We start from the raw sequence: 12,553 nt of genomic DNA, 5'->3' as shown, positions 1-12,553 counted from the left end.
AATGCGCAGCTGTGCATTAATCCCAGAAGCCGCCACGATAGTCGTACGGGCTGAGCCGCTCCATGATGGCATAGACGGTATTTTCGGCAATGATGAGGAGCGGAAGCCCGAACAGCGTCGGCAGGAACGTTTCACGGTGATCGTCCGGAACGAGAGTTGCACGCTGGGACGTGGTGAATTGCGTGGTCATGGGCAGGTTCTCCGGAGAGAGGAAAAGGACAGGTCCGGACAGCTCTCTCTTCGCCCGTCTGAACCCATCCCGGCCCCGGCATCCCTCTTCCTCTCAATCCGACCGAAGGCCGTCCGCGATCTCCCGCAAGAGCATGGCCCGCGTCTTCATCATCACGTCGTTGCCGCACATCTCGGGATGATCGAAGAACCGCGCGGCCGGGCCGTGCGCGATCCAGTCGGCGTAATAGCACCAAGCCCGGTCGATCAGCCGGAAGACGGTCATATCGGATGCCCAGTGGGGCTTCGGCTCGATGATGACGGTGATGCCTCCGTGTGTCTCCTCCCATGGAAGCGAACGCTCCGCGGGAGGATTTCGAAGGTCGTCGGCTAAGATCTGGTCGACCGTCATTATGAGGCATCTCCGTCCTCGGACTTGTCGATGAATCCGTTGGGATCGTCGGGGTCCGACGGCAGGTAGGCATCATATGGATTGCCGTCGGCAAGATGGCCGAACGGCGTCATAACAATATCGCCGTCGTCCGCGCGGCCCACAGCGCAGACGACATAGCGACGTTCTCGGGTGACGGCATCGAGGCACTCCATGAGTGCGAGGTTGCCATCGTCGGCGGCGCGCAGCAGCGTGTGGAAGTTGGTGCGGACGGAATCGGGAATGGCCATGATGTTCTCCTGAAAGAAAAGAAGCCCGGTGCGAGACCGGGCGAAGACGAGGTAAAAGGAAGAAGGCAAGCTAGAGATCGCCGGACGGTATTGGAGCGTCGGCATCGGGAGGGCAGATTTCGACGTCGCACGTCACCGTCGAGAAAAATTCGTCGCCGCGCTCGAGCATGCGCTCGAAATATTTCTCGCCGATTTCATCGTCCGGTGGGGGATCGTCATCGTAGGCATTGCTCCACCATTCCTTGGCAATGCCTGTGCGCCAGTCCATTGCTTGGTCTTGGTCGAGAAAAACACGGACATCAGTGCCATGGGGGTGCTCATAGATAGCAACATGAACAGGCCGCAGGCTGTGTTGGTCGCGTGCGGGTTTGGTATTGGACGGCATGGTCATACCCTGGCTCCTGAAATGAAAACGGCCCGCCGTCCTTCGACGGCGAGCCAGGTGAAGCGGAATGGGCTAAGGTCAGGCGGCAGTGCGGCCTTCGACGACATCTGCGCCAACCTCGTCGGCCGTAACCTCTTCCAGGCAGGCACGGCTGTATCTGCCCTTCGCCAGCCAGAGTTCGGCGGCGTCGCGATTTTCGGCGAGGTGAAGCAGCTCGACGTTCTCGCCAATATCCTGCACGACACGGACCTGGCCGATCCTGGGACGCTCGATCACACGGAACGTCAGATCGCTGTCGATGCTGTAGGTCCGCATGATCGTGACGAGGATGATGCCGCCTTCTCCGAAGTCGCCTTCATGCAGCGTGAAATACGGCGGGCTCGTGTAGGTGGGGCGTTCGCGGGCGGGTTCCTTGCGCACGAGCCGGCCGACGCCATTGCGTGATTTCCATGCGGCGAGCTTCTTGGTGAAGCGCGTGGGCGGTTTCGGCTGATTGTCGCTGTAGGACACAAGCGAGCCGAGTGGTGCGATGTCGAAGATGAGGGAAGCGGACATGAAACTGCTCTCCTGAAACGAAAAACGGCCCGGCGGGATGCCGGGCCTTGTGGTGGAAGGGTGAAAAAGGCGGGGCAACCGAAGCCGCCTCACCAGCGTGCGTCATTCGGCGGCGACGAGAGCCGCCGAATCGTCTGCGTCCTCGCCGTCGCTGGCGAGGAAATCAGGCAATGCCATGCTCTCTTCGTCCGCCCCGGCCGATGTGTCGGCAGCCGACTCCTCGATGTGAAGGCGCAGCGGCTCCGGCAACCAGCCGGTGTCGGCCAGGAGGCGTTCGGCCTCCCGCGCCATGGCGTCTTTCTTCAGGTGGTCGATCAGGCGCACCTTGTCCTCGCCAAGCGCTTCATGGACCGCTTCGAGGATGCGGGGCTTGGTGACGCGGCCGAGATAGTTAACGACAGTCGGCCGGAAACCTGCGTCGGCCATGTCGAGGCCGGTGGCACGGGCAAGGCGGTCGGCTTCTACCATGCGTGTCCGCAGGCCCTGTTCAGAAACGCCGGTGGCGCTGTAAGGATTCGGCCGCTCATAGAGCGCATTGATTCCGAACGAGACGCAATGGGCCAGCAGCGCCAGACGGCTGGTCTCGTCGAGCGCGTCGAGCCAGTCCCACAGCGCATCGTCGTCGGCCGGCAGGTCGGCCTTCCAGTCCACATGTCGTTGACCCACCGACTTCGCGTAGGGGCTGTCCTTGAGGTCGATGCCTTGTTCGCGGAAATGCACCTCACGCACTAAAACCTGCACAGCCGAACCGCTGGTGGACCGATTGAAGGTGTCACGGACCAGCCGGTGCAGCAGCGCGGTCATGGCGATGTGCGGATTGGCAGCCACGGCGTCGCTCAGCGCAACGGTGCGGTGCGCGGTCAGCTCGGACACGAGCCTTTCAGGGAGAGGCTTGATCGTGTCCTCATCCTCTTCGGGCTCGGCCGGCTGACCGCCGATGGTGATGACGGTACGCTGTGCATCCGGTGCGGCCGCACCATCCGCATCACCGTCCGCGCCTACCTCCGGCGTTCCGCCTTCGACGGACGCAGCCGGCTCGTCCTCCGGCCGCACCCAGCCGCGATCGACCACAAGCGCGCCGTCCTCGTCGAAGCTGACGAAAACGCCGGCGGTGGCGATCTCGGCGGGATCGTAGATGGCCGGGCGGCGCTCGAAGGCTTCGAGCTGCTTTTCGATTTCGCCGAGACGGTGGTCGATCTCCTCCGGCAGCTCGTCGCCTGCATGTTCGGCTTCAATCCGGTCATATTCGTCGCGGAGTGCCTGGCGGGCGATCCGCTCTTCCTCGGTCAGATCAGCGAAAGTGCCGGTGATGGCACGCAGTCCGTAGTCATGGTTGTAGGGAAGCTCGAGGTCGACCGCGACCCACTTCCATCCCTCGGTGGCCACTTCATCGGCGGTGGCCTTCAGTTTCTCGGCGACCAGACGGTCGAGGAGCGGCACATCGTCGAGCCAGCCGTCTTCCTCATCGTCGAAGAGGTAACGCGGCAGCACCGGGCCGCCCGCCGCCATATAGGCATCGAGGCCGACGAAGAGCGCCCGCTTGTCAGAAGCAGGAACGCTGGTTTCCGTCAGCATCTGCCGGATGCGCCAGGGCTCGCGATAATAGGACTGCCTGATGGCATCCCAGACCTGTTCCTGGCGGGCGTGATCAGGGTGCGCGGTGAACGCCTCCAGCGTCGCCAGTGTCATGCCATCCTGGGCATAGACCTCGTGCAGCTTGGGGGAGGCCTTGGCGAGTGCGAGGCGCTGATCGACATAGCGCTGGGTGGTGAAGTAGGCGCTGGCGACTTCTTCGGTGGTCATGCCGCCATCGACCATGCGCTTGAACGCCTTGAACTGGTCGAGCGGATGGAGCGCGAGCCGGAACGTGTTCTCGGCCAGCGAGTCATCGATGGCGGTGGTCTTTGCATTAGCCTTCTTGACGATGCAGGGGACAAGGCCATCGGCCGGGAATCGCCCGGCCTCGACCAGCCGCGCGATCGACCTGTAGCGGCGACCGCCGGCCGGGGTCTCAAAATCGCCGGTCTCGTTACCATCACCGTCGAGGATGGCGCGGACATTGAGGCCCTGCACGAGGTCCTCGCGACGATTGATGTCCTGGGTGAGTTCGTCCAGACCGGCCTCGACGTTCGTCTCGCGAACGTTGGCTTCCGACAGCCGGATGCGGTTGAACGGAATGTCGCGCGCCCGCGAGAAGACGATGATCGCAGGGGCGGACTTCTTCTTGGCAGCTCTTGCCATGATGGGTTACTCCATGACGAGCAGCCGAGAACCTCTCTCTCGACTTACCAACCCGTCATGAAATCCCCAGCCCCTCTCTCCCTCTAAAGCGCGACCGACAGGCTCGGCGTTACCAGTCGGAGTGCTGCGGGCGCTCCTCGTTGACGCCGTATTTCCGGCGCAGCACCTCGATCGCCGCTTCCTGCCGTTCGATCCGGCTCCGCAGCCGGTCGAGGTCGGCTTCTGACACCAGTAGCAGATCGTCGAGGATGGTCGCCGAGCAGGCGAGGATCAGCAGGAGTTTTGACTTGGGCGCATCGCTCATGACTGCGCCCTCCCGGTCATCGCTGCGGAGACGATGCGCTGGACCTTGACGGGTCGCGTATCGGCCGCCTGTGGCAAGCCTGTGCTCCACGCCTCGACAGGTCCGGGTCGGCTACGGTCGCGGGCGAGAAGGGCATCTCTTGCCGCTGCACTAGTCACGAGCGACCAGTCTGGCGCTGGACGCCCGGCCTGATCTCGACGGCCGCAGCATCACCAGCGCAGCAGGTCGGCGCGCCGCCTCCAGCCTGAATCGGCGGGCACGGCACACTGCCATAGGAACAGAACACGCAACAGTCCCCGGACTTCGGCTTCAAAAGTGCGCCGCACGCCTTGCAGTCATAGAAGTACTGACAAGCTTCTGTCGGCATGGTCTCGGTCGCGCGATGACCGCAGTTCGGACATATGATCGTGGATTCCAGAACGAGAGTTGTGTCAGGCATAGACGTATCCTGCCCAGAGCAGACCGGCTCCAATCAAAAGCCCAACTAAAGTCAGCACGCGAACAGTGGGCGGCGTGCAGGTGTCGTTCGGCCCGCAGATCGATGCGGCCCGCTGCTCACGCCACAACAGCGCCACGCCACCGAGCCAAGCTGTGCTCTCGCCGATCGTCGTCAGGAGCAGTGGGAGCGCGCAGCACGATGCGACGCCAAAGGCGGCAGCCAAGGCCCCGAAGTTGACCCGCTCGGCCCCGACCCGCTTGGGGGCTGTCGAGCCGCCGCCATTTTCTCGATCGCATCGGACATAGGACACTCCTTGAAATCAGGATGGAGTGACCTTACCGTCTGTAGTCGCTACAGATTCAAGCCCTAATTTCAGGGAGCTGGATATGGCCGAACACACCATCCCCATCGGTGAACTTTCGCGGCGAACCGGCTGCAACATCGAGACGATCCGCTACTACGAACGCATCGGCTTGATGCCAGAACCGCTGCGGCGTGGACGCTATCGCAGCTATGGACCTGAGGACGTTGGCAGGCTGGCGTTCGTGCTACGCGCACGGGAGCTCGGCTTCACGCTCGACGAGGTGCGGACACTGCTTGGCCTGGCCGCCAGCGGACAAGCGTCGTGCGCTGTAGCTCGCGATCTTGCTGAAGTACATCTGAAGGACGTCCGGACGCGAATATACAATTCAGCGCATGATGCTTCGATGGGGTTGCACGCCGAGACCGGAGGGCAGAGCCGCAAGAGCGTTTTCAACGGGACCGCTTTGATCCGTTTCGAGGCTTAATTCCAGACTGTTGTTTCTACGCTTTTGCGTATTTACGGCGGGGGAAAGCCTTGTATGGGGAGTTCCCTGTCAAGGTCCAAGGAGCGACCGTCGGAGCGTGATTGGCCTGGAGAGCGTCGCGATAAGCGGACAGCAGGCGTCATCGCCAGCGTCGCACGCACGCACTGTTTCGGCCAGAACGCGTTCCATGCGCCTTAGATCGGCTAGGCGCAAAGCCGTGGCTGAGGGTTTCAGGAAATGGAGAAAGCCACCCTACAGATCGTCGACATGCTTCTCGATCTGCGCCGCCAGCTTGGTGAGCCTCTGGTCGCGAAGGATGCTGATGAAGTCGGCAGCCGACACGCGCGTCCGGCTGAGATTGCGCCGCGCATTCGCCAGCGAGCCGGTCAGCCGCTCTGGAACTTGTTCATAGAGACCGGCGAGGAAGGCATCCGGTGTCTGACGTACCAGATTGTGCTTCTTCAGCTTGGGGACCGGGAAATCACGCAGGTTCCAGGTTATGATTGTCGATGCACCGGCCTCGATCGCGGCGGCGGCGACGTGACGGTCATCGGGGTCGGGCAAGCTGACGGCCGCAATATGCTTCTCATATCCAACAACCGTCGCCGCCGGCAGCGCGATTGTCATGAGTTGCTTTGCGGCTTCCAGGCGAGTGAGCGAAAGGCTCGGCGTGTTGGCTACGAGATTGCGCATCCATTCGTCGTGGATCTCTTCAGTCCAACGCGCCTGGAACAGGCGGTCGACTCCTGCCTGGACGATGATGTTCCTCAGATGGAACGGGTAAAGGATGCAGGCGTCGCAGACCGCGACAACAGGACTAAATGCCATATTCGCGGTGGAGATCCTCGGCGTCGGCGGCCAGGGCTTCCATGGCCTTGCGCTGGACGTCGAGCTGCGCCTTCAGCGCCAGCACGTCCTTCAGCGACGCGCGCCGGTGCTTTCCGACATAGCGGAACGGCAGATCGCCGATCTCCATGCGGTGGACGACAAGGGGGCGAGAGATGCCAAGGATGATCGAGGCTTCGGTGGGGCTCAACTCCTCATGCTCCGCGATGACCGCTACCCGTTCGCCACTGAGAAGCCGAGACAGCAAGGCTTCGACGACATCGGCCGCAGCCGGCGGCAGCGAGATCGTCTGCTCCTCGCCGTCCCGGCGCCGAACATGCAGCTCAAGATGATCGCCCTCGCCGAGTTTCGGCAGGTGCGGCACCGCTTTGCGATCCCGGTCCGAAAGGCTGGCAAATTGGACGATTTGGCTGGCCATGGCATGTTCTCCTTGTCCGCCAATATAGGGACACGCGCCATCATCTGCAATAACTGAAAATCTGCGAGCCTAGCGAACGCGCTGCTGGAGGCAGATCACCCCTTCAACATTTTCTCGATGACGTACATGGGGAGCACCAGCCGCATCGAATCCGGCAGGCGCACGAACCCGTTGCCTTCGTAGAAGGCTGCGGCGCGCTCATTGATCGCGTCAACGACCAGCATCGATGAACCGATGGTCGAGGCGGATGCGTAAGCGCGTTGCACGGCATCGGCGAGCAGGATTGCCCCCAGGCGCTCTCCTTGCCGGACGGTCGACACCGCAAGGCGTCCGACCAGCGTGGCGCTCACCAGCGGATAGCGCGGGATATGCTTGCGGGCGGCATTCGGAACATCGCCCTGCGGCAGACTCGTCGCGCAGAGCGTATAATAACCGAGTACCGTTCGAGGCTGCTCGGGCTCAACGAGGATGAAGACGCCGTTCGCCTTGCGCCGCACATCCTGGCTCGCCTGCGTCCGCAGATAGCGGTCGAGACTGTCGATCCCGCAGGAGAAGGCATCGCGATCGTGATCGGCCGAAAGCGGCACGATCTGCAAATCCGGTCGGGAAGACGCCATTCTTACGGGGCGACCCGGCGCTTGTGATCGGCGAGCGCGCGCTGAAGACGATCGCTCGGCGCGGGAGGATTGATCAGGGCATCGAAGAAGGCATCACGATCACGCTCGGAGAGCATGAGCATTTCATGCTCGGCGATCGTCCGGCGTGCAGTGTCGGCGAGCGCCGACACGCAGAAGTCGCTCACCTTGCGCTGCGACAGGTAGGCGGCACGCTCGATGAGATTCTTCGTCGCCTCGTCAATGCGGAACCCCAGCCGTTCAACCCGGCCCGCTTCGTTCCGGTGCAATTTGGTCTGCTTCTGTGGCATGGGCATTCACCTGAGCAAGTTCCTATTCCTCCAAATATGTACGTCTTTGTGACTAACAATGCAAGGCTAACTGCCGCCGGATATGGAGGGTGTAGTTTCCCGCTCCGGCCCTCACGCAGCCCTTGTTTCTTCCTGTTCAGGAAGCACTGCCTTGTCCTCTTCGTCGAGCAGGGAGGCGATTTCCTCGCAGGTGCGGGTGACAGCAGGCTTCAGCGCCTCGTCGATGTGGACGTAACCCTAGGTCACGCTTTGCCGAAGCGGCGGCGATGGCGAGCACCGGCTGAAGATACTGGACGCTCGCCGCAATGCAGCCACAAGACACGATAGCTGCCTGCCGGTAATGATCGAAGTAGCTCTGCTTCGGGCATAGTGTGGTCAAGCCAAGCCATGCGTTGGTGCCGCCGAAGGACAGCCATGCGGTGACCGTGTATGGAACCTCGTGAAAATCGACCCTGCTGATCGGTATCTCAGCAGCCGGAGGGAGCGATTCCTACTCGTAGACCTGGGCGTCAGGGATCGCGACAGCACCGTCATGGACAAACGCTAGGCTGTGGCGCGCGCGCGTGGCACCCACATACATCCGCGCAACTGATTTCTCGACATGGCTGATTTGGCCGGTGCTGAGCCACTTCTTTGCCAGACCGTGCGGAAAGATCATGACCCGATTGAAGGTGAGGCCTTTGGACTCGCCGAAATTCATGGCTGGGAGGCCGCGGCAAGCGGTCTTTCGGTCGAAGCGCAGGACCTGCGGCGCGAAAGTCGCCATATAGGCGTCGACCTTGGCAGTCGCCACGATGAACACTCCGTCATGGCCGGTCACCACATCGTTCAGCGACTTGGTGGTGGGCTCGCCGGGGAAAAAGCGATCACCGAGGTCGGCGATGTGCTGATGACAGCGATGGGTATGCTGTTCGTAACTCAATGTTGCGAGCCCAGCCTTATCCCATGCTTTGAATTTCTTGATAATGTTGATGCCAGCGAAGGGCGCGTTCTTCTTGCCCTGGTTGGTCTTGAGGGTAGCCTGCCTGTGGTCGCCAACCAGCGTTAACTTGATTCCTACCCTCAGGATGAGTTCAAGGACATCAATGTCGTAGCCGGCCATATCCTGGATCTCGTCCACAAAAATGTGGTCGAAGCGCTGGGCGAGCCGACGCATGACCGCGCCGTTCGTCCGGCGGTCACATTCGCAGATGAATTTGGAGATCTTGTCTGAATAGATGAGGCGACCGCCCGCGAAATAGTGTGCGGCGGTGTTCGATTCCGGAATGTAGGGGACAGAGCGTCCTTCCTCCCATTGAAGTCCTTCGATGCGGCGGTCGTGCATGACCCGCCTGTAGGGACGTGCGAGGTCGCGTAGGAGGAAGCTGAACCACGTCATCACCTCGAGATTGGGCGGAATGACTGGTCCCAGACCATAGAGCTTTCGCTCGATCTCCTCTTCGTTGTTGCGTGTGTAGGTGACGAGCAACGCGCGTTCCGCGCCGCCAGCGGCTTCGCCGACAATACGGGTGGTCTTGCCGCCGCCTGCGGCACACATGATGATCCGGTTAGCTGACGGCACTGGCAATGTACCCTGGAACGATCCAGGGCTCCGTTGTTTTGAAGAACTTCAATGCCGTGTCGGCCTTGTTGTCCCTCATGTAGTCGAGCAGTGCGGTTTCCGACGCGAACGTCTTGCCGAGTACTTTTTCGATCGTAGCTTTGCCGTTTGCCTTCAAGAGCTGTGGCTCAAGCGTCGGGAAGTTTTGGTCGGTGTCGTAGAGGATGCTGATTTTTGGCTTTCCGATGTAGTCGGCATATTTCGTGGCGAGGGCGGCAACCTTGCCATCGTTATCTGTGACGACCGCCACCATCCGGTCGAGGAGAACGGCGATTTCAAGGAAGCGCCGGAAGGCCAGCGAGTTGACCGAGATGACATCTACACCATCGTCGAGCGGCATTTTTCCATGTTGCTTCACATAGGCCGCCTGGACAATTAATTCGTCCGATGGACCCTCGACGAGAATGGCGCGCCTCGCCAGGATCAGCCGCAAGGTATCGTGGCCCGGCAGGCGCATGAAGTAATCCTGCGTTCCGCTGCTCAAGGCGTTGAGCCGGATCGACTTGCCGTGGTGGAACAGCAAGACGGCCTCGACACCCAGCTTGTTCAATACGAAGCTGCTATGCGTGGTAATGATGAGCTGGCGGCTGCCGCGCCGTGTAGCGATGTGGCTGATAAGCGCGTTGAGGTTCGAGAAGGACAGATGGTTCTCCGCCTCCTCGATCAGGATCAGATGCGAGTCGGCAGACGACTCCATCGCCAGCTTGATCTTGATGGCGTTCTGTTCCCCCTTGCCGACAAGCGGAAGCGGCACGTCGTCAAGGTGTGGCATGACGCCAGTCTCCCAGGTCGCGCGCGATGATGTGTCGAGGGAGACCGAAAGCGCCTTGTCCGAGATTTCGCCCTTCTTCTTGGCGAGTGCCTCGTTGACACCCTTGACCTTGGCATTGTCGAGGAACGCGTCCTTCATCATGCGATAGGACAGCGCAAGATCGACTTTCTGGCCTTTGCTGAGGCTGTCGCGCATGATGTCCACGACATAGCGGCTCGCGGCAGCGTTGTTGCGGATGGTACTCGCGTCGATGAAGGCCGGCTTGATAGGGATCGAGCGTGAAGTCAGCAGTTCGTTGTCAGCGAACCCTCGCCAATTCACCATGTAGTATTCAATGGGCAGCGTCCGGATCAGTGTCGGGTCCGCGACGTAAGCTTTGAACTCCTCCGCATATTCCTGATTGAACTCGATCGAGAGGGCTACGCCGGGCAGGTCGGCGCCGAGGGTGTTGTTGGTCCCCTTCAGCTTCGACAGTGCGGCATCGTCGTGGAAATATAGTTCGATGAGAATCGCCGGTGGCGTGGCCGGAGTTTTGGCGACGAGCGCGGCGATGTAATTTGCCACGATCTCGGCGTTGAAAAGATGGGGGTGAAGTTCTGTCTGAATTGCCCGACCATTAAGCTGTCCAGTGAGCGCAAGGTGAATCGCTTCCAACAGCGTCGATTTACCGCTCTCGTTGTCGCCCACGATAATATTAAGATCAGGATTTAGAGTGACATCTGCTGTCTTCAGGCAGCGATAATTGCTGATGATCACTTGCGCTATATACAATGCTCCCTCCCAGTGACCGCCCCCTAAAGCCACCGCGGCAAGGTTGCAGGAATCTTAGTCGAAACGCCTATTTTGGTCTACTTTGCCTGGTGTGAATAGAACGGGAAAAGCACCGAAGTTGTTCAGACTGGAGAACAGATGCGGGAGCTGGCGCAATGGGAGTTTGATATCTACGCGCTCTCGCTGCCGCGAGGCCATGGCTTTGGCGAAGCCCCACCGACAGCGGCATGGCTTACCGATGACGGGCGCACGTGCGGCATCGTGACCATTCGAGGGGACAATGGTCTGTTCGGCTGTCTCGTCATGCGGCGTCGGATCGATTTGGTCTGGGTGGTCGTTGACGGGGCGCGCGACTTTCGCACACTGCGGGAGGCTAGGCTCGCCGTCGAGCGGCTAATGGTCGAGGGCAAGGCGCTAGAGCCGATGAAATCAGGTGTTCCCGCTCGGCCGGCGCTGTCCGATCTGCAGGGTCGTCAGCCGGGCGAGGTTTTCCGGCTGCTGTCACTGCCATCGCATGTTCCGGCTGCCTGGACGTTGAACCAGCTCTATCTCGCTCTCCCGAAGCCGGACCGAAACTGGGTTAGCGACTGTCAGACCGGCAATTTCCATACCCGCATTTGGGAGGCGCAATTGCTTGCGTCGTTTCGGGAGCAGGGTTTGCTGGTGACGCAGCCCTATGAGTCGCCGGATTTCCACATCGCGAACCGGCTCGGCGGCGAAGCGTGGGTGGAAGCCGTCACGGCAAACCCCTCGGTGGCGTACAATCATGTGAACGCCCCGCATGGCCCGGTGCCGACGGAGAGGGCGGAAGTGTTCTTTGGTGCAGCGGCCCTCCGGTTCGCGAAGACGTTGGGAAACAAGCTCGAGCGAGGCTACGACAAGCTGCCGCATGTCGCCGGCAAGCCCTTCGTGATCGCCATTGCAGACTTTCAGGCGCCATCGTCTATGGTCTGGAGCCGGGAGGGACTGATTGGCTACCTGTATGGTGAAGGCGCGCAGGTCGCGATGGTGGATGGGAAGGCGCAGGCCGTCGCGATGCCGGCCACACATTTGCTCGGGCCATCGGCCTTTCCTGCCGGATTGTTCGCCAATGACCGTCATGCAGAGCTTTCGGCAGTGATCTTCTCCAACGCCTGCTCGATCTCCAAATTGAATCGAGTGCCCATTTCGGGTGGCGGAGCGCCGAAAGGCCTGCGCTACATGCGGATTGGCAACTTCTTCGATCGGACGCCGGGAGCACTCGCCGGAATACCGTTCTGCCTGGATATCACGAGCGACGAATATAGGGGGCTATGGCCTCACGGATACGAGCCCTGGACGGCCGAGATGGAGGTCTTTCACAATCCGTTCGCCCGGCCTCCGGTCCCATTCGAACTTCTGCCGGAGGCGACGCATTGGTACGAGGATGAGAACGGCGAGCGGATCTGCAACACCGTGTATGAGACGTCGATTCTCTGGTCGCAAACCCTCATTCTGGACGAAGACAAACCACCGCCGAAGCTAGAGGATTTTCTCAGCGCACGTGACGTCGAGCCATGAGACTTTGCGCGCGTAGCCTGCGAGTCGCAATGCAGTTCGACGGATTTCGCAGACTTTATGTTTCGTACGGATTGGAATCCTCCCGATGACCGACTACCTATGGTCTATGCTACCGAATCAC

15 protein-coding genes and 1 pseudogene are annotated in these 12,553 nt (G+C 60.9%); 2 read left to right on the top strand and 14 right to left on the bottom strand.

The annotated features are described in order from the left end of the window. Positions 1-19: 19 nt before the first annotated feature. From ACUSIJ_RS25835 to ACUSIJ_RS25800, 8 genes and pseudogenes are all read right to left on the bottom strand, one after another. Positions 20-190: pseudogene (locus ACUSIJ_RS25835) on the bottom strand (antirestriction protein); the annotation flags it as partial. A 93-nt stretch (positions 191-283) separates the two neighbouring features. Continuing rightward, on the bottom strand, positions 284-580 hold the full coding sequence (locus tag ACUSIJ_RS25830) for a hypothetical protein (protein WP_449311291.1): 297 nt from the start codon (positions 578-580) through the stop codon (positions 284-286). Then, positions 580-849, bottom strand: coding sequence for a DUF6117 family protein (locus ACUSIJ_RS25825; RefSeq protein WP_449311290.1), 270 nt, complete (start codon positions 847-849; stop codon positions 580-582). Before ACUSIJ_RS25825 ends, ACUSIJ_RS25830 begins: the two co-directional genes overlap by 1 nt. Before the next feature lie 70 nt (positions 850-919). After that, positions 920-1,240: a hypothetical protein gene (locus ACUSIJ_RS25820; RefSeq protein WP_449311289.1), complete on the bottom strand. Its 321-nt coding sequence runs from the start codon at positions 1,238-1,240 to the stop codon at positions 920-922. Between the two features lie 72 nt (positions 1,241-1,312). Beyond that, on the bottom strand, positions 1,313-1,789 hold the full coding sequence (locus tag ACUSIJ_RS25815) for a hypothetical protein (RefSeq protein WP_377590852.1): 477 nt from the start codon (positions 1,787-1,789) through the stop codon (positions 1,313-1,315). A 102-nt stretch (positions 1,790-1,891) separates the two neighbouring features. After that, entirely contained in the window at positions 1,892-4,030 is a 2,139-nt protein-coding gene (locus tag ACUSIJ_RS25810) for a chromosome partitioning protein ParB (protein WP_449311288.1), read from the bottom strand. 109 nt (positions 4,031-4,139) lie between these two features. Next, positions 4,140-4,334 (bottom strand): hypothetical protein, encoded by a 195-nt coding sequence (locus tag ACUSIJ_RS25805; RefSeq protein ID WP_377590854.1) that lies wholly within the window; start codon positions 4,332-4,334, stop codon positions 4,140-4,142. Positions 4,335-4,488: 154 nt separating this feature from the next. Beyond that, positions 4,489-4,773 carry a GDCCVxC domain-containing (seleno)protein gene (locus tag ACUSIJ_RS25800; RefSeq protein WP_377590855.1) on the bottom strand — a complete coding sequence of 95 codons (285 nt, stop codon included), beginning with the start codon at positions 4,771-4,773 and terminating at the stop codon, positions 4,489-4,491. 386 nt (positions 4,774-5,159) lie between these two features. Here ACUSIJ_RS25800 and ACUSIJ_RS25795 point away from each other — a divergent pair, with 386 nt between their 5' ends. Beyond that, a complete protein-coding gene (locus tag ACUSIJ_RS25795; protein ID WP_449311287.1) occupies positions 5,160-5,561 on the top strand; it encodes a MerR family transcriptional regulator in 402 nt (133 codons plus the stop codon). 252 nt (positions 5,562-5,813) lie between these two features. On the opposite strand, the gene ACUSIJ_RS25790 is transcribed toward ACUSIJ_RS25795, so the two are convergent. The 6 genes from ACUSIJ_RS25790 to ACUSIJ_RS25765 all read right to left on the bottom strand — a co-directional run bounded on the left by ACUSIJ_RS25790 (position 5,814) and on the right by ACUSIJ_RS25765 (position 10,893). Next, complete coding sequence (locus ACUSIJ_RS25790) at positions 5,814-6,389, bottom strand: PIN domain-containing protein (RefSeq protein ID WP_377590858.1); 576 nt, start codon at positions 6,387-6,389, stop codon at positions 5,814-5,816. Then, positions 6,379-6,825: a DNA-binding protein gene (locus ACUSIJ_RS25785; protein WP_449311286.1), complete on the bottom strand. Its 447-nt coding sequence runs from the start codon at positions 6,823-6,825 to the stop codon at positions 6,379-6,381. The genes ACUSIJ_RS25790 and ACUSIJ_RS25785 overlap by 11 nt, the downstream gene beginning before the upstream one ends. 95 nt (positions 6,826-6,920) lie before the next feature. Continuing rightward, positions 6,921-7,412 carry a GNAT family N-acetyltransferase gene (locus tag ACUSIJ_RS25780; RefSeq protein WP_449311285.1) on the bottom strand — a complete coding sequence of 164 codons (492 nt, stop codon included), beginning with the start codon at positions 7,410-7,412 and terminating at the stop codon, positions 6,921-6,923. A gap of 32 nt (positions 7,413-7,444) precedes the next feature. After that, a complete protein-coding gene (locus tag ACUSIJ_RS25775; protein ID WP_449311284.1) occupies positions 7,445-7,750 on the bottom strand; it encodes a type II toxin-antitoxin system TacA family antitoxin in 306 nt (101 codons plus the stop codon). Between the two features lie 490 nt (positions 7,751-8,240). Further along, positions 8,241-9,311 (bottom strand): UvrD-helicase domain-containing protein, encoded by a 1,071-nt coding sequence (locus ACUSIJ_RS25770; protein ID WP_449311283.1) that lies wholly within the window; start codon positions 9,309-9,311, stop codon positions 8,241-8,243. Then, positions 9,298-10,893 (bottom strand): ATP-dependent nuclease, encoded by a 1,596-nt coding sequence (locus tag ACUSIJ_RS25765; RefSeq protein WP_449311282.1) that lies wholly within the window; start codon positions 10,891-10,893, stop codon positions 9,298-9,300. Before ACUSIJ_RS25765 ends, ACUSIJ_RS25770 begins: the two co-directional genes overlap by 14 nt. Before the next feature lie 138 nt (positions 10,894-11,031). Between ACUSIJ_RS25765 and ACUSIJ_RS25760 the strand changes: the two genes are divergently transcribed. After that, positions 11,032-12,432, top strand: coding sequence for a hypothetical protein (locus ACUSIJ_RS25760; protein ID WP_449311281.1), 1,401 nt, complete (start codon positions 11,032-11,034; stop codon positions 12,430-12,432). Positions 12,433-12,553: the final 121 nt, after the last annotated feature.

It is taken from the genome of Pseudochelatococcus sp. B33 (genome assembly GCF_053570585.1).
This window is presented reverse-complemented; position numbering and strand designations above follow the sequence as displayed.